Consider the following 17,187-nt stretch of genomic DNA (forward strand, 5'->3'; position numbering starts at 1 on the left):
GCATGCCGACCATGCGTTACGGCGGCGCCGGCCGGGACGATGAGGCGGACTCGCCGTACTACTGGCGGGACAACGTCGCCATCGTCTCGGTCGGCATCGACATCGGCTCCTCGACGTCGCACCTGAGCTTCTCCCGGCTGAAGCTGCGGCGCGAACTGCGGGGGCTGTCGAGCCGGTTCGTGGTGGTGGAACGCACCCTGCTGTGGTCGTCGGACATCACGCTCACGCCGTACACGGCCGGCGGCGCGCGCATCGACGCCGGTGCCATCGGCGCGTTCGTCGGCGACTGCTACGAACGTGCCGGGCTGGCCCGCGCCGACGTGGACACCGGCGTCGTGATCCTCACCGGGCAGGCGCTCAAGCGGGAGAACTCGCGGACCATCGCGGACGCCGTGTCGGCCCGCGCCGGCGACTTCGTGTGCGTCGCCGCGGGCGACCACTTCGAGGCGGTACTGTCCGCGTTCGGCTCCGGGTCGGTGGAGCTGTCCCGCGAGACGGGTCGCGGCGTGCTGTGTGTCGATATCGGCGGCGGTACCACGAAACTCTCGCTCAGCCGCGACGGCCGGGTCGTGCGCACCGGGATCCTGTCCGTCGGCGCCCGGCTCGTCTCGTGGGACACCGCCAGCCGCACGGTGCTCGCGGTCGCCGGCGAACTCGACGCGTTCCGGCCGGCGGCCGTGCGCCCGGTCGTCGGGCAGCCCATCGAGCCCGGCGCAGAGGAGGCACTGGCGGCCGCCGCGGCGGACGCGATCCTCGCCGCCGCGACCGGACACGCCGACGCGCTCAACCCGGCGGCCGTCATCCCCGGCTCGGACTTCCGGGAGATGGAAACCGCCGAGCTGATCACGTTTTCCGGCGGGGTCGCCGAGTACGTCTTCTCCCGGCAGGACCGCGACTTCGGCGACCTGGGCCGGGCCATCGGGCGGCAGGTGCGCGACCGGCTGGCCGCCGGTGCCAGCGGCGCGCGGCTGGTCGCCACGGCCGGCGGCATCCGGGCCACGGTGGCCGGCGCGTCGCAGTACTCGGTCCAGGTCAGCGGCAACACCGTGTCGGCCTCCCGCGCGGCGGAGCTTCCGCTGCGCAACGTTCCGGTGATGCACCCGCACCTCGCGGTGGACACGACCGGCGCGGAGGAAACGACCAGTGCGGAGGAGACGACCAGCGCGGCCGAGGTGGCCTCGGCGGTCGTTCGCGAGCTGGAACTGCACCGGCACGAGCTGGCCGGCGCGGTGGCGTTCTCGCTGCGGGTCGGCGAGCTGCCGGCGTACCCGCGGCTGCGCGCGCTGGCGGAGGGGGTGGCGACCGCGCTGGACCGGTTCGGGCTCCCCGCCGGTACGTCCGTGGTGGTGCTCACCGACCGCGACGTCGCCCAGTCCATCGGCCGGATCCTGTTCAGCGAGCTGGGCGTGCGGCGTCCGGTCGTCTGCCTGGACAGCCTGGCACTGGAGGAACTCGACTTCGTCGACATCGGTGCGCAGTTGCTTCCCGCGGGCGTCTATCCCGTGGTGGTCAAATCCCTGCTCTTCTCGCCGCGCGCGTCGATCGTCGTCGCCGCGAGCCCGGCCAGTTCGAGTCCGGCCAATTCGAGGATGTGATGTCATGAGCACGACCAGTGCCCACGAGGTGGGCAACCCCGCGCAGGACCACGCACACGGTCACGACCACGCGCACGACCACGATGACGACGACCTTCGGTTCGCGGTCGACCCGTACCGCGACTGGGTCGACGGCGAGGGCGTACCGCTCGCCGAGGGCTTCGCGGTCAACCTGATGGAGACCCCGGTGTCCCGGTGGGAGCGCTTCGGCGCCAACGGTTCCGTGGTCAACGTGGCCGGGCGCGGAGACTTCCTGGACATGTGGCTCATCGAGGTGCCGCCGGCCAGCCAGACCGCACCGGTACACCACATCTTCGAGACCGTGGTGTACGTCATCTCCGGACACGGCAGCACCGTCATCGAGGCCGGTGGCCGCAGGCACAGCTTCGAGTGGGGTCCGCACAGCATGTTCGCGATCCCGATGAACGCCACCTACCGGTATTTCAACGGCACCGGCGACGAGCCCGCGCGGCTGGCGATGACGACCCAGTTCCCGTTGGTGATGAACATCTTCCGGAACGACGCGTTCATCTTCGGCACCGACTACGAGTTCACCGAGCGGTACGGCAGCGACGAGTCGTTCCAGGGCAAGGGCCGCATGGTGCACGACAAGACTTCGGACCTCTACAAGGACTTCTGGGAAACGAACTTCGTGCCGGACCTCAGCGCGTTCAGCGAGCTGACACCGCTGGAGTGGCGGGGCAAGAAGAGCAAGTCCATCCTGTTCCTGCTCGCCAACGGCGCCCTGCACGCGCACTGTTCGGAGATCCCGGTCGGCCGGTACAAGCTGGCGCACCGGCACGTGGGCGGCACGCACATCTACCCGGTCAACGGGCCCGGATATTCACTGCTGTGGTACGAGGGGGACAAGGAGCGCATCCGGGTGGACTGGGACCACGGGTGGTCGTACTCGCCTCCGGACAACATGTACCACCAGCACTTCAACCTGGCCGGCATCCCGTCCCGGTACTTCGCGGTCAAGCTCGGCAGCCGGCGGTACCCGTTCAGCTCGCGGATGCGCGCGCAGTTCGCGGAGACGCCGACGACGCTGAAGAACTCGAAGTACCAGATCAACGCGGACCAGGAGGACCCGGCGATCAAGGAGCTCTACATCGCCGAACTGGCCAAGCGCGGCATGACGATGACGACCGGCTGACGTCGCGCGACTGACGTCCCGCGACTGACGACCCGGGTGCGGGCCCCGCGCATGGACGCGACCCCGGTGGATCCAGCTCAAGGACGTTCCGTCCAGCTCCGCACCATCGCCAGCAGATCCTCCTCGGGGACGGAGGCCTGCCTGACATCGCCCAGCCACAGCATGTCGCCGGGTCCTCCAGCCTCGGGTGGCGTCAGCCATGCCGCGTACAACCGTCGATGCCCAGCAGCCCGGACGTCGCAGCGCTCCACAGCCGACCACGGGATCACCGTGCGGCGCCCCGGAAGCCGCACACCGTCCGGGGTGAGCTCGGCCGGTCGGCCGCCCCACCAACCCACGGCCAGGAGAACGCCGCCCACCACGACCACGAGCAGACCGACGACAAGAAGCGTCCAGGTAAGCAGCCCAACGAGCCCACCATGGGCGTCACGAACTGCCAGGCCGCCCGGCAGGACCGCGGCGAAGAGCGCGACAATGACGAATGCGATGATCGCCCGAGTCACCGGCCGCCCGAACGCACCGGCGTGCCCGAGGCGCACACGAGTGTCAGCGGGCCCCTCGTACCGATTCATCGACAGCCCTCCCTCAAAGGGATCAGCATCGAAGCCTAACTCGCTGGCCGGGAGGGAGCAGCGCCACCTGGGGTAAAGTCCCCGCCCGGTCAGCCCCGGGTCTCGCGCAGGTGGGCGCGGACGATCGCCTCGAAGTCCCGGTCCGGACGCAGCCCGAGCGCGGCGGCCCGGGCGGTGTCGAACCGTGCCGGCCACCCCCGCACGATCGCCGCCACCGACTCGTCCGGCTCCCAGTCCACCAGCGCGCTCGCCGCGCGTCCGCCGACCCGCTCCAGCACCGAGACCATCTCGCCCACCGTGACGGTGATCGGCGGCAGGTTCACCGCCGTGGCGTCGCCCCACTGGTCCGGCGACGCGGTGGCGGCGCGGACCAACCCCTCGATGGCCCGCCCCGGCGAGCTGAGCGCCACCGCCGTCTCCGGAACCACCGGGCAGCTCGCGCGCTGGCCGGCGAGCGGCTCGCGGATGATGCCTGACAGGAAGCCGGACGCGGCCCCGTTGGGCCGACCCGGGCGCACGCTGACCGTCATCAGCCGCGCGGTCCTGCCGCGGATGAAGCCCTTGCGGGTGTAGTCGGCGACCAGTTGCTCGCCGATGAACTTCTGGATGCCGTAGCTGCTGCGCGGCACCGGCAGGGTGTCGTCGGTGACGACGCCGGGCAGCGGGTGCGTGGCGGTGCCGCCGAAGACCGCCACCGAGCTCGCGAACACGACCACCGGGGTACGGCCGGACGCGCGGCAGCGCTCCAGGACCGCCCGGGTGCCGTCCAGGTTCGTGCGCATGCCGAGGTCGAAGTCCCGCTCGCACTCCGCGCTGACCGCCGCCGCGAGGTGAAACACCAGATCCGCATCGTCGAACGGGCTGGGTTCGCCGCTGGATTCCCCGCTGGGTCCGCCGCCGCCCGTGGCGTCACTGCCCAGATCGTCGCTGCGCAGATTGTCACTGCCTAAAGCGGTGACGAGGTCGCCCTGCCACGGCTGGACGCGCGCGTCTCCGGCAAGCTCGGCGCGTGGCGGTGCCTGGTCCAGCAGGCTGAGCCGGGCGATTGGCCGGGCCGGCCCGCCCGCCAGTGACAGCGCCCCGTCCGCCAGCAGCGCGCCGGCCAGACGGGCGCCGAGAAACCCGGCACCGCCGGTGATGACCACGTTCACGACCGCTCTCCCCACAGTGACCCGATGCCGGCCACGCTCACCTGTTGTCCCGTCCGGCACGTCGCCGGGCTCACGCGTTCCTCCGCGGTGCCTGACGCCGGGCTCACGCCTTCCCGCCGCGCAGCACGTCGACCACGTACCCGAGAGTGCCGTCGTCGCCCACATTGCCGGCGAAGACGACGTACGGCACGCCCAGCGTCTCGGCCGGTGCGTCGAGCGGGCGCAGCACCGAGACGACGCCGGGCAGCAGTTGGCCGACGACCTCGGCCCGCCGGATGCCCAGCCCGTGCGTGGCCACGTCGTGCGAGGTGATGCCGCCCTTGCCGACGACCCACGCCGGCCGTGCCGCGAGGGCCCGGCGCACGATCCCGGCCAGCGCGTGCGAGACGTCGCGGGCGACCGCGAGGCTGCCGGTCGCGCCGGTCGCGCCGCCCGCCGCGCCGCCGGTCGCGCTGTCGCCACCGATGACGGTACGACTGGTGTAGAGCAGCACGTCCGCCTTCGGCAGCGCGCGCACCACCCGCCGGGACAGCTCCAGCACCAGGTCCTCGGCCCGATCCGGCCCGCCCGACACCAGAGCCGCGACATCGAGCTCCACATCGACGGTGCTTCCCCGGGCGCGCAGCGCCGCCAACTGGCGGGTCGACTGCCCGACGTGCGAGCCGACCACGATCAGCCCGTGGCCGGGCGGCGCCCCGTCCGGCCAGATCTGCTCGGTACGCAGCGGTTCGCTGGGTTCCAGTCCGGCCAGCGCGCGCACGAACGACGGACCGGTACGGAACAGGAAGGACTGCCCCCGCTCCTGCGCGGCGAGCACGCCGAGCGCGACGGTCTCCAGGTCGGAGTACTCGGTCGCGTTGACCACGACCCAGGCGCCGCCGCCGACCCCGGAGAGGACCTGCCGCACCCGATCCGGGCCACCCTCGCGGATGTCGGACAGAGACAGGCTGTGTACCGAATCGGCCGGCACCTCGCCGCCGCTGCGCTCGGCAAGGAACTCGCGCAGGTTGGACGACCGGTACCCGAAACTGGCATCGCGCGCGAATTCGGTCTCCCCGACCGGTACCAGTTGGTCGCCGACCCGCGCCCAGTGGACGTCGCCGGCGGTGACCCGCCCGGCCTCGAGGTACGCCGGCGCGAACAGCACCCCGTCGAAGCCCGCGCCCAGCCGCGACCGCCGCACCTCGTGCAGCGCGGCGACCTCCTCCAGCACGTGTCCGCGCAGCGTGGAATCGCTGCGGCTGACCAGTTGCAGCCGCCGGCCGCGGTGCTCGGCGACCCGGTACAGGTCGCCGGCGACCTCGATGTCGCACCGCACCGCGGCCGGCGCGTCCAGGCTGCGCGTGTTGGTCAGCACGAAGCAGGTGTCCGACTCGCCGCGCAGCGCGTCGTCGTAGACGCCGCGTTCCAATGCGGTCACCAGTTGTACGCCGTGGACCGCCTGCGAGCCGGTCGGGTCGTCGTCGAGCACGGCGAGCAGGAGCCCGGCCCGCGCCCGCAGTTCGCGGATGCGGGCGCGGGCGTGCCGATCGGCGCGCGGCGGGGGTTGCCGCTCCCAGGCCCGGCTCCACACCGTCTCCGGTCCTGGATTCACCCGTTCTCCCGCTGACAGACGACGACTGACAAACGACAACTCCCGACCGCTCGGCTTCAAAGCCTGCTGGCAACGCTACCCGGTCCGCGCCGGGCGCCGGATCAGCCGTCGATCTTCAGGCGCGGGAACACCGACCGCGCGTTGCCCTCGAAAATGAGGTCGCGGTCGGACTGGCTGAGGAAGTCCATCGCCTCGATGACCGGCTTGAGGTCGTCGAAGGACGCACCGGTGTCCGGGTTGATGGCCGAACCGCTGCCCGGCTTCTCGGTGCCGAACAGGCATCGGTCCGCGCCGACGGTCTTGAACAGCAGCTCGAGCGAGAGGGGGTTGTGCAGCACGGTGTCGAAGTAGAGCTGGCGCAGCTGTACCTCGAAACGGGTGTTGTTCGGGTCGCCGCCGAGGTTCGGCGCCAGCACCTCGGCCTGCCAGCGACCGATCTGGTACGGCACCGAACCGCCACCGTGGGACACGATGATGCGCAGCCCGGGGAACTTGGTGAAGACCTCGCCCCGCAACAGGGTGAGAACCGCGATGGACTCCTCGGTGATGAAGTGTTCGCTGTAGCTCTCCCTGCCGCTGTTGCATCCGGACGAGTGGATGAGCGCGGGAACGTCAAGCTCGACCATGCGTTCCCACAGCGGATGCCAGTATTCCTGGTCGAGTGTGGGGGAGTTGCCGCGACCCTCGTACGGGTCGGGGTTGAGGCTCACCCCGACGAAGCCGAGTTCGTTCACCGCACGGTCCAGCTCCGGCAGGGCGTCGGTGACCGGGCTGCCGGCGCACACGGGAAGGCCGGCGACGCCGGCGAACCGGTTCGGGTGCATGGCCACGGTACGGGCGATCAGATCGTTGTTGGCCTCGATCCACCAGTGCACCACCCGGTCGGGCTTCTCCGACTGCATCTGGTGGAAGGGGCGCGGGCACAGCAGCTGCACGTCGGTGCCGACGCTGTCCATGGTGGCCACGTTGGTGGCCGCGGATTTCGCGAGGGCCTCGTCGGTGACGCCCGGGTTGCCCTTGTAGTAGCCGCCCGAGGCCAGCAGGTTGGCCCGGTAGCCGTAGAAGGCGGGCGGAGCGACCAGGTGTGCATGGCTGTCAATGATCACGCTTCGTCTCCCTTTGCATTCGCGGTGCGCCGAGTCCGGAAGTCCCACGTCAGCTCTTTGATATAGCCTACAGTCGGCGATGGCCGGGTCAAGCTGTTGTTCACGGCGGCCCGTCCGTTACCCATCACGCGCTCCCGGGAGCGGCGCGGCAGCGGCTGAGCTGCGGCCTGGGTGCCTTCCCGCATAGAGGAATCCCGGCGACGGGCCGGCGGTCGCCGAAACCCCCGCGCGAAAACGGTCCTAGATTGCGAACCGGCAACTGTGTAGACTATATGAAACAGGAGATAGACGAGGGCTGCTCCCTCTGGGCTCGCGATTCCGGGGAAGCTCACTGTTCCCGGGGGAACAGCGGCAGCGCCTCCCACACGACAGCGCCCTCCGGCACGACAGTGCCTCCGACAAGACCAATCACGCTCGAACTACGCGATATGACATCTGTGAACGCCCGCACGGACGCGATGGAAGGGTGGTTACATGCATATCTCTGCGGAGCTGAACAAGCGGCTGACAGAGGTGGGGCCGGGGACTCCGATGGGGGAGGTCTTCCGTCGGTACTGGATTCCGGCTTGCCTGGCAGAGGAGGTCGGCCCACCGGATGGCGCGCCGATCCGGATACGCCTGCTCGGCGAGGACCTCGTGGCGTTCCGCGACTCCGCGGGCGACGTGGGTCTCGTGGACGCATACTGCGCACACCGCCGTGCGCCACTGTTCTTCGGGCGCAACGAGGAGTGCGGCCTGCGGTGCGTCTACCACGGGTGGAAGTTCGACACCCTCGGCAACTGCGTCGACATGCCGTCGGAGCCGCCGTACAGCAAGTTCCGGCTGCGGGTGTCCATCAAGGCATACCCGACGCACGAGGCGGCCGGCATCATCTGGACCTACATGGGCCCCACCGAACTCATGCCGCCGCCGCCCGACTACGAGTGGATGCGGGCCGGCGCGGACTACTTCCGCATCGACAAGACCGGTGAACCCTGCAACTTCCTGCAGGCCATCGAGGGCGGGATCGACACCGCACACTCGTCGTTCGCGCACAACAACGACCTGGAGAACCCCCGGCTGCTGCGTACGCTCGACCCGCACCCGCGGCTCGAGGTCGATGTCAAGGACTACGGATACACCTACGCGAGCCTGCGCAACGTCAGCAAGGACTCGGTGTACCTGAGGGTCTACCAGTTCATGATGCCTTTCCAGCAGTTCCGTGGCGGCCTGCTCGACATGGAGGGCAACAAGCCGAAGGTCCCGGCGATCAACGGCCACATGTGGGTTCCGATCGACGACACGTCGGTGTGGGTCTACAACTGGATGTACGTCGCCGACTCGTCCGTCAAGGTGACCGACCAGTGGTGGGACGAGCACGAGCACGCCATGGGTCGCGGGCCGCAGGACTTCGTCCCCGGCACGTACTGGTTGAAGGCCAGCCCGGAGAACGACTTCTTCATCGACCGCGAGGTGCAGCGCACCAAGACGTTCACCGGGATCGAGGGCGTCAACACGCAGGACTACGCGCTGCAGACCGGCATGGGCCGGATCGTGGACCGCAGCAAGGAGGCGCTGGGCAGCACCGACCACGCCATCCAGGCGGCGCGCCGGCTGATGATCGAGGCGATGGAAGACGCCGAGGCCCAGCGGCCGCTGCGCGGCACGGACCCGGCGACCTACAACAAGGTACGCGCGACCGACATGATCGTGCCGCGCGGCTCGGACTGGCGCGACGTGTCGAAGGAAGCCGTCCAGGCGTACTGGTGAGCCGGACCATCTCACCGCGTGGCACACCGCTTCCCTTCGCCGGTGCCGGACCGAGAACGCGTCGGCGGAGGTGAAGAGGTCCCGAGGATGCTCAAGGGTCTCCTCGAACGGCCCGGGTCCGACATCCTCGCCTTGAACAGCCTCGGTGCCGGGTGCCACGGCGCGCGCGATGCCCGACTGCGGCCGGATCCCGCTGGAACAGCAGGTCGGGGACGCCGCGCGACGCCAGACGCGCCGAGCCGGACTGGTCGCACGTCGCCCTCGATGGTCCATCGCTCGCCACCTCGCCGGGCCCGCGCCGCGCCCGCTCTGCCCGCCCCCGCTTTGGCCGCCCCGCTATGCCCGCCCCGCTCTGCCCGGTCCACCGCGCCGGCCCCGTCGCGGCGCCGACGAGTCACCGAGAGGACATATCGTGCCCGATTCCGTTGACAAGGAAGGCATGCTCGCCGGCAAGGTCGCGATCGTGACCGGCGGTACCGAAGGAATCGGCCGGGGCATCGCCGAGGTGCTCGGCCGCGCTGGCGCCCAGGTGGCGGTCGCCTCGCGGCGGGAGGATGCCGTCGCGGCCACCGAGCGGGAGCTGGTCGACCTGGGCATCGACGCGCTGGGGATGGCGACCGACGTGCGCGACGTGCCGTCCGTCGCCGGCCTGATCGGCGCGGTACGCGACCGGTTCGGCGGGATCGACATCCTGGTGAACTCGGCGGGCGGCAGCTTCAACGACTCGTTCGATCGGGGACCGATCCTCCAGCTGCGGTCCGAGGACCTGATCGAGGGGTACCGGCTGAACGTCGTCGGCACGTTCATCTGCACGAAGGCCGTCGTACCCGAGATGCTGGCCCGCGGCGGCGGGTCCGTGGTGAACATCGGCTCCATGGCGGCATACTCCGCGGCCCGCGGGATGGCCTCCTACGGCGCGACCAAGGCCGCGCTCAACAGCCTGACCAGGTCGATGGCCCGCGAGCTGGCGCCGGACATCCGGCTCAACGTGGTCGCGCCGGGGCACATCGACACGCCGCGGACCAACTCCCGCCGCGACGCCGCGAAGCGTGCCCGCCAGTTGGCGGAGACGCCGATGGGGCGGTACGGGACTCCGGAGGACGTCGCCGCGGCGGTCATGTACCTGGTGTCGCCCGCGGCGTCCTGGGTGACCGGCGAGGTCATCCGGATCGCCGGAGGGATGGGCGGTGAGTGAGTCGGGCGGTCAGTGAGTCGAGCGGTCAGTGAGTCGGGGGTGGGTGAGACAGGCGGTGAGTGAGACAGGCGGTGAGTGAGACAGGCGGTTGGTGCAGCACAGGTTTTCCGAATGAGTTCAACCCCGACGGAGACAGGAGCCGGAATGGCTGAGACGTTCTACGACAGGTGGCTCGGGCTGTGGGACAAGGCCGAGCAGGAGCGCAGGGATTCGCGCCGCAGCATTCACGAGGAAGAACTCGACTGGGTCGAGACCGTGCAGGACCAGCGCGCCGCGCTGCTCGTCTCGCGGGAGACCGGCTTCCGGACCTGGGGCGGCATGACGATGGTCTCCGAGATCCCGCCGCACTCGCACAGCGGCGCGCACAAGCACGGCGAAGAGGCCATCTTCATCATCCAGGGCACCGGGTTCAGCATCGTCGACGGCGTCCGGTACGACTGGGACGACTACAGCGTCATCGCGATCCCGTTCGGCGCGGTCCACCAGCACTTCAACACCGGCGACACGGTGGTGCGGTACCTGTCGGTGCTGACCGTCGACCTGGAGCACTACGCCGGCCTGCACCGGACCATCCAGCTGGAAAACTGGGGCCCCACGGTCACCGAGCCGAAGGCCGAGGTGTCGCCCGACGGCATGGCGCCGGACGGCCAGTGGCGCGTCGTGCTGCGCCGCGACGGTGCCATCATCAAGCGCGGCGAGAACGACGGCGTACCGGTGCTGCCGAGCGACATGCCCGAGTTCGACCCGGAGCACCCGCTGATCCTCGGCGACGTCGACGGCATGCACGCGCTACCGGCCGGGTTCCACAAGTCCGAGGTCCGCAACTACATGCGGATCAACAAGGACATCAACAGCTTCAAGCTGAACACGGTCGAGGTCAGCGGCCTGCTGATCGACCCGCCGCACGAGTTCGGCGGAATGCACGCGCACATGGAGGCGCACCTGTACATCCTCCAGGGCCACGGCTACTCCCTCGTCAACGGCGAGAAGGTGCCGTGGAAGCCCGGCACGTGCTTCCAGGTTCCCGGGCCGCAGACGCCGCACCGGCACGTCAACGAGTCCGACGAGCAGGCCATCATGGTCCGGGTCGCGTACGGCTTCCGGTACTTCTGGGAGAAGGCCGCGAAGCGGGAGTTCCCGTACCTGTACCTCGCCCCTCGGCAGGGTGTGATGGAGCGCAGCGTCAACGTCTCCGGCTCCGGGGCGCGGTGAGGAATGAGCGACTACCACTCGCACAGCAAGGTCGGCGAGGCGATGGCGGTCACCGCCGCCCGTCATGACCGGCAGCTCAAGGACAGCTGGGAACGCATCGTCGTCGACCCGGCCATCAAGGACCGGCTGCTGAACCACGCGTTGATGTCGATCAGCCTGCGCAAGGCCGGGATCGGCGGCGTCGGCCTGCCCCTGCACGGCCTGCTGCTGCTCAACGGCCTGCCCGGGGTGGGCAAGACGACTCTGGCGCGCGGGCTGGCGTACGCGGTGGCCGAGAACCTGGGCGACCGGTATGGCCTCGTGCGCCTGGTCGACGTCAACATGCACCTGCTGCCGAGTGAGCTGCTCGGCCGTACCCAGCGCAACGTCGTGCAGCTGTTCCAGGAGGAGTTGCCCGCGCTGGCCGAGGACGGGCCGGCCGTGGTCGTGCTCGATGAGGTGGAAGTCCTGGCGGTGTCCCGTTCGGAGGCGTCGCTGGACATCAACCCCGCCGATGTCTTCCGCGGCACCGCCGCCCTGCTCTCGGCGCTGGACTGGATCGCCCGTGAGGCACCCGGCGTGCTGGTGGTCGGGACCACGAACCTCGCCGGGGCACTGGACGACGCGGTGGTGTCCCGTGCCGACCTGGTCATGGAGTTGCCGCTGCCCGGCGCCGCGGTGATCCGTGACATCCTCGCCGACACGCTGAACGAGCTGGGTCGCCACTTTCCGGGCTGCCGGGAACTGGCCGAGGACAACGAACTCGGCGAGGTCGCCGAGCTGCTCGGCGGCATCGACGGCCGGCAGGCGCGCAAGTTCGTCGCCGACGCCCTGGCGTCGAACCGCGCGACCGCGCTGGACCCGTCGGGCCTGCGGATGCAGACCCTCGTCGAGCTGGCCAAGGCCCGCGGCTGAGCCGGCGGGCACGCGCCCGGCCGGACAGACTTCGGCCCCCACGAAGAGAAACCGTGGGGGCCGGAGTCGGCTGGGGAAACTAGGCCGTGGGGGAGGTTAGGTCAGCGATTTGCGGGCCAGCTCCGCGAGTTCGACGTCGCGCTCCGGGGTGTTCCCGCCGACCGCGACCGCGCCGAACCACTCGTCGCCGACCCTCACCTCGACACCGCCCGGCATCTGGGTGAGCATCGGGTCGCCCCAGTCCGCGAGGGACTTGCCCAGTTCGGCGTTCTGGTCCCGGAAGTACAGCGTGCTGCGATGCATCGTCGCCGCCGTGTACGCCTTGCGCATCGCGTGCACGAGTACCCGGGCATCGCAGTTTTCCATGCGTTCGGCATAGATGAGGGCGGCCGCCTCGTCGACCACCGCGATAGCCATCCCGCGCCCGTCGGCCTCGGCGGCCTCGAACACCAGGCGACGCGCCTCGTGGATGCGGGGGAGCGGCAGTCGGTTGATCATCGCGCGACTCCCTTGGCGATGAACTGGACGAGGTAGTCGCGGGCGACCAGTCCCAGATCGGTGATCTGCAGGGTCGGCGCGGCGGTGGGATCGGGGAACGCGGCGTTCCAGACCTCGAGCACCTCGTCGGCGTACCGCCGCTGGCCCACGAGCGCGTCGACGTGCAGTAGCCGCGACCCGGTCGTACCTGCCGTGGCCATCAGCACGCGCAGGTTCTCCAACGCCTGCTGGGCCTGCGGCCCGACGTGTCGGGGGACCCGGCCGGTCGCCGGGTCGCGCCCGTCGATCCCGGACGTGGTGACGGTGCCCGCGGTCACCGCGCCCATCGGTATCGGATCGCGGTGGGCCAGTCCCTCGATCTCGACGTTGGTCCGGGTCGCGCCGATGATGCCGTCGCAGTGCAGCTGGATGGAGACGCTGGGATAGTAGAACGTCTTGCGCGACGGCCGGCTGTGCGCGTCCGGGAAGGTGGACACCCAGGTGTCGACCATGTCGTCGTGGATGTCCCAGCGGCCGAGGTAGACGGAGACGTGCGCGATGTCGTCGACCGTCCCGCCGGCGACCTCGGCGAGGCAGCGCAGGTTGGCGAACGCCTGATGTACCGCCGGGATCCCTTCCGGTTGCTCGCCGGACGGTGCGTCGGGCACGATCGCGGAGGAGAACAGGTACTCGTCGAGCCGGGCGCCCATCGGCAGCGGGTCCTTGTGCCGTACCCCGTCGATTTCCAGCGGGGTACGGGTCGCGCCGCGTACCCCGGCCACCAGAAGCTCGACGGACACGCCCGGATCGAGCGTGAAGTGGGTGGTCCGCCTGGCCGGACGGTTGGAACCCGGGTACATCGCCAACCAGGGTTCGTTGATGAGCGGGCGGAACGACCGGTCCGGTGTCAGTACGGTGACCCGGCCGACCTCGTCGAGCGTGAGGTCGTGCTCCTTGAGCGTGCGCTCCAGGTTCCGGAACACGTTGCGGAACTGGTCCCCGGCCGCTGCCGGCAGCTCACCCGTCGACGGGTCGGTCCCGCGTAGCGCGGCGACCGAGAACTGTCGACCTCGTTCGGCGAAGACCGGTGTCGTCGGCTTGATGCTCATCGTCGCTCCCTGCTCGTCTGCGGTGGGAAGTCATGCCGTGGAGAAGAGACGGGTCACTCGAGGTGTGCGCGGGTACCGGACGGGCCGTGTGTCTGGCGAACGGTGCGGCGCCGCGGGTGCGTCGGCGTGGACTTGTCGGTCGCGGACTTGTCAGCCGCGGAGGTGTCGGGGGCCCGTACATATCGCCGCGGCCTACCGCGCGAGCATGTGCGCCACCCGGCTGGCGCCTTCGCTCCAGCCGTTGGTGGAGCTCGATGCGTGGCCCGGAAACTGTTGGTAAGCCTTGACAGCTCCTGCCACCAGTAGAGTATAACCTACAGAATACCGCATTGAAGACCTGAAGATCTGCACCCCGACGAGGGATCTACTGGCTAGGGCCGTCACGGCCGAGTCGCCACGGGCGACGACGAGTGCGGAATTAAGGAGGGACGCACGGTGGTGCGTATCCAGTCACGGCTTGGTGGGTTCAGCTGATGGCAACCGTTACGCCGAGCAAACCAGCAGAGGCCGTCCCGGCAGACGTGGCCGATGACGACGACGTGGCGCCCCGAGGATTCGTGGAGTTCCTGCGCAAGCGGCAGCGGGTTCTGCTGGGCGTGCTCGGCGCGGTCATCGTGCTCGCGTCCTGGCAGATCTGCTCCGATCTGAAAGTCGTGAATCCCGCGTTCTCCAGCAGCCCCTGGGAGATTCTCAAGGCTGCCAAGGATTACTTCAACGGTGGCGACGGTTGGGCCGCGCTGCGGATCAGCGCCATCGAGTTCGGTCTCGGCTTCGTCCTCTCACTGGCGGTCGGCCTGATCGTGGGCATGGCGATGGGATGGTGGCGCTGGTGTGAGTTCCTGGTCGACCCGCTGGTGAACTTCGGCTACGCCGCCCCTCGCATCGCGCTGGTGCCTCTGCTGGTCATCTGGTTCGGCATCGGTACGCCCTCGAAGGTCGCCGTCGTGTTCCTGTCGGCCGTGTTCCCGATCATCATCAACACGATGTCCGGGGTGAAGATCGCCGACGCGTCGCTGGTGCAGGTCGCCCGATCCTTCAAGGCGAGCAGGCTCCAACTGTTCCGTACGGTCGTGATACCCGGCGCCGTGCCGTCGATCGTCACGGGTATCCGGCTGGGCATCGGGCAGGGGCTGATCGGTATGGTCGTCGGCGAGTTGCTGGCTTCCACGGCGGGCTTGGGCTACACCATCGAGACGGCAGGCAACAACCTCCAGTCGGCAACCATGTTCGTCGCGGTCTTCCTGGTGTCGGGTATCGGCGTACTGCTCACCCAGTCGATCCGGGTCGTCGAGCACAGACTCGATCGCTGGCGGCCGAAGGTAGGCGGGTAACCGCGTCACCGCGCGGGAGTTGCTCGACGTCCGTCACATCGCTCCACGCCAAGCCCCGGGGAGCCCCGGCAACCAGGGAGACGCGAATGTCTGAAGTCATTGAAGCCAATCACCGGCCCGTTCGCGATGTGAGTGCGACAGCGGCCTCGACGCAGGCGGGTCCCGGCGCCCTGGTCATCGACCACGTCGGCATCACGTTCACCGCCCGCCGTGACAACAAGCGCTACCGCGCGATCAAAGACGTCTCGTTCACGGTGCGGGAGAACGAGTTCTGCTGCGTCGTCGGGCCCAGCGGCTGCGGGAAGTCGAGCCTGCTGCTCGCCGTCGCCGGGCTCGTCCCGGCCTCGCACGGCGAGATGTCCTTCGACGGCAACAGGATCGTGTCGCCCGAACGCGACCGCGCCGTGGTGTTCCAGTCCGCGTCGCTGCTGCCCTGGCGCACCGTCATCGCCAACGTCAGCTACGGGTTGGAAATGATGAAGGTGCCGAGGCGCGAGGCACGCGAGCGCAGCCGGGCGATCGTCGAGCTCGTCGGGCTTAAGGGCTTCGAGGGCCACTACCCGCACGAGTTGTCCGGCGGCATGCAACAGCGGGTCAATCTCGCGCGCGCACTGGTCGCCGATCCCCAATTGCTGCTCATGGACGAGCCGTTCGCCGCGCTGGACGCGCAGACCCGTGAGGTCATGCAGGCGGAGCTACTGCGCATCTGGGGACAGATGCGTAAGTCGGTCATGTTCGTCACCCACCAGATCGATGAGGCGGTGTTCCTGGGCGATCGGGTGATCGTCCTGTCCAAGGGTCCAGGCACGACCATCGCCGACATCGTCGAGGTGAACTTCCCCCGGCCCCGCTCCGAAGAGGTCAAGCGCACACCCGAGTTCCTGGCACTGGTCGACAGGATCTGGAACTGCATCCGCAGCGGGGCCACGGCCCAGAACTGATCCCGGCACACCGACCGCGGTCGGTGGCGTGAAGCCCTGTCGGGCGAGTCCCCATCGGGGTGTCGCCGAATCCCACGGCCACATTGGAGAGGTTAGATGACCCTGAGAGCAAAGCGGATTTCCAGCGTCGTCGCTGGACTGGCGATGCTGGCGGTGACGCTCACCGCCTGCGGATCGAGCAGCGCGGCTTCGGGAGACAAGACCATCACGGTCGGCACCTCCGGAGCGACGGGCGTGTATCTCCCGCTGTATGTCGGTGTCCAGACCGGACTCTTCAAGAAGTACGGCCTGAACGTCAAGCTGCAGACGCTGACCCCGACCGCGGTGACCGCGGCGGTGCTGTCGAACAACATCAACATCGGCTGGGACGGACCCGGCCTGGTCTCCGGAATCATCAGCAACCCCTCGGCCAAGGTGATTTTCACGGCCGGCCCGACGGTGTTCTACATCTACGGCAAGAAGGGCCTGTCGTCGATCAATGACCTGCGGGGCAAGTCGGTCGCGGTCACCACACCCGGTGGCGCGATCGACGGGGCGGTCCGCGCCGCCATCACGAAGGCCGGGATGAAGCCCGGCACCGACGTGAAGATCGCGTACCTGCAGACGAACTCCGCGGCCCTCGCCGCCGTGCAGACCGGTTCCGTCGCCGCGGCCGGCGTGTCCCCGCCGACCAGCATTCAGGCCCAGGACAAGGGAATGGTGAACCTGGGCGACATCACGCCGCTGGCACCGCCCTCGGTCCTGGCCGTCAACGACTCGTTCGCCAAGAAGAACGGTCCGACCGTCACGAAGTTCATCACCGCCTTCAAGGCCGCCGTCCAGCAGGCGAGTACCGATGCCAAAGCGTCCGACCAGGCGCTGCGCGCGTACGTCAAGCTGACGGCGCAGTCGGAGATCGACGGTACCTTCCAGGCGTACAAGACGGTGTGGACCGTGGGCCCGTACCCGACCGACCAGATGAACATCATGCTGGAGCAGTTCAAGACGGCCACCCCTCCCGTCAAGGGCGCGGACTCGGCGAAGATGTCAGACCTCATCGACAACCAGTACGTCAACGCCGCCACCTGAGCGCAGTCGTGGCACCGGCCGCCGCGGATCCACCGGT

General features: G+C 69.3%; 15 protein-coding genes. 9 read left to right on the forward strand and 6 right to left on the reverse strand.

Going from position 1 to position 17,187, the window contains the following annotated elements:
* Positions 1–11: 11 nt before the first annotated feature.
* Positions 12–1,595 carry an ethanolamine ammonia-lyase reactivating factor EutA gene (locus Raf01_RS29595; RefSeq protein WP_203921337.1) on the forward strand — a complete coding sequence of 528 codons (1,584 nt, stop codon included), beginning with the start codon at positions 12–14 and terminating at the stop codon, positions 1,593–1,595.
* A 4-nt stretch (positions 1,596–1,599) separates the two neighbouring features.
* Positions 1,600–2,751 (forward strand): cupin domain-containing protein, encoded by a 1,152-nt coding sequence (locus Raf01_RS29600; protein WP_203921338.1) that lies wholly within the window; start codon positions 1,600–1,602, stop codon positions 2,749–2,751.
* Positions 2,752–2,828: 77 nt separating this feature from the next.
* On the opposite strand, the gene Raf01_RS29605 is transcribed toward Raf01_RS29600, so the two are convergent.
* The 4 genes from Raf01_RS29605 to Raf01_RS29620 form a co-directional block, all read right to left on the reverse strand.
* The gene (locus tag Raf01_RS29605) at positions 2,829–3,254 is read right to left on the reverse strand and encodes a hypothetical protein (RefSeq protein ID WP_203921339.1); all 426 of its coding nucleotides are present in this window, start codon (positions 3,252–3,254) and stop codon (positions 2,829–2,831) included.
* A 158-nt stretch (positions 3,255–3,412) separates the two neighbouring features.
* Positions 3,413–4,474: a D-erythronate dehydrogenase gene (gene denD, locus Raf01_RS29610; protein WP_203921340.1), complete on the reverse strand. Its 1,062-nt coding sequence runs from the start codon at positions 4,472–4,474 to the stop codon at positions 3,413–3,415.
* Between the two features lie 103 nt (positions 4,475–4,577).
* Positions 4,578–6,068 carry a four-carbon acid sugar kinase family protein gene (locus tag Raf01_RS29615; RefSeq protein ID WP_203921341.1) on the reverse strand — a complete coding sequence of 497 codons (1,491 nt, stop codon included), beginning with the start codon at positions 6,066–6,068 and terminating at the stop codon, positions 4,578–4,580.
* Between the two features lie 101 nt (positions 6,069–6,169).
* Positions 6,170–7,174: an amidohydrolase family protein gene (locus Raf01_RS29620; RefSeq protein ID WP_203921342.1), complete on the reverse strand. Its 1,005-nt coding sequence runs from the start codon at positions 7,172–7,174 to the stop codon at positions 6,170–6,172.
* 474 nt (positions 7,175–7,648) lie between these two features.
* Here Raf01_RS29620 and Raf01_RS29625 point away from each other — a divergent pair, with 474 nt between their 5' ends.
* The 4 genes from Raf01_RS29625 (at position 7,649) to Raf01_RS29640 (ending at position 12,224) form a co-directional block, all read left to right on the forward strand.
* On the forward strand, positions 7,649–8,923 hold the full coding sequence (locus Raf01_RS29625; RefSeq protein WP_203921343.1) for a Rieske 2Fe-2S domain-containing protein: 1,275 nt from the start codon (positions 7,649–7,651) through the stop codon (positions 8,921–8,923).
* 412 nt (positions 8,924–9,335) lie between these two features.
* Positions 9,336–10,118 (forward strand): SDR family NAD(P)-dependent oxidoreductase, encoded by a 783-nt coding sequence (locus tag Raf01_RS29630; protein WP_203921344.1) that lies wholly within the window; start codon positions 9,336–9,338, stop codon positions 10,116–10,118.
* 144 nt (positions 10,119–10,262) lie between these two features.
* A complete protein-coding gene (locus Raf01_RS29635) occupies positions 10,263–11,330 on the forward strand; it encodes a cupin domain-containing protein (protein ID WP_203921345.1) in 1,068 nt (355 codons plus the stop codon).
* A gap of 3 nt (positions 11,331–11,333) precedes the next feature.
* Entirely contained in the window at positions 11,334–12,224 is an 891-nt protein-coding gene (locus Raf01_RS29640) for an AAA family ATPase (RefSeq protein ID WP_203921346.1), read from the forward strand.
* Positions 12,225–12,320: 96 nt separating this feature from the next.
* Here the strand turns inward: Raf01_RS29640 and Raf01_RS29645 are convergent, their stop codons facing one another.
* Positions 12,321–12,722 carry a GlcG/HbpS family heme-binding protein gene (locus Raf01_RS29645; protein ID WP_203921347.1) on the reverse strand — a complete coding sequence of 134 codons (402 nt, stop codon included), beginning with the start codon at positions 12,720–12,722 and terminating at the stop codon, positions 12,321–12,323.
* Positions 12,719–13,810 (reverse strand): RidA family protein, encoded by a 1,092-nt coding sequence (locus tag Raf01_RS29650; RefSeq protein WP_203921348.1) that lies wholly within the window; start codon positions 13,808–13,810, stop codon positions 12,719–12,721. Before Raf01_RS29650 ends, Raf01_RS29645 begins: the two co-directional genes overlap by 4 nt.
* Before the next feature lie 473 nt (positions 13,811–14,283).
* On the opposite strand from Raf01_RS29650, the gene Raf01_RS29655 reads away from it, so the two are divergent.
* The 3 genes from Raf01_RS29655 to Raf01_RS29665 all read left to right on the forward strand — a co-directional run bounded on the left by Raf01_RS29655 (position 14,284) and on the right by Raf01_RS29665 (position 17,150).
* On the forward strand, positions 14,284–15,141 hold the full coding sequence (locus Raf01_RS29655; protein ID WP_203921349.1) for an ABC transporter permease: 858 nt from the start codon (positions 14,284–14,286) through the stop codon (positions 15,139–15,141).
* An 86-nt stretch (positions 15,142–15,227) separates the two neighbouring features.
* Complete coding sequence (locus Raf01_RS29660) at positions 15,228–16,082, forward strand: ABC transporter ATP-binding protein (protein ID WP_203921350.1); 855 nt, start codon at positions 15,228–15,230, stop codon at positions 16,080–16,082.
* 96 nt (positions 16,083–16,178) lie between these two features.
* Entirely contained in the window at positions 16,179–17,150 is a 972-nt protein-coding gene (locus Raf01_RS29665) for an ABC transporter substrate-binding protein (RefSeq protein ID WP_203921351.1), read from the forward strand.
* Positions 17,151–17,187: the final 37 nt, after the last annotated feature.

Origin of the sequence: Rugosimonospora africana (genome assembly GCF_016862975.1) — a bacterium.
Lineage (GTDB): Bacteria > Actinomycetota > Actinomycetes > Mycobacteriales > Micromonosporaceae > Rugosimonospora > Rugosimonospora africana.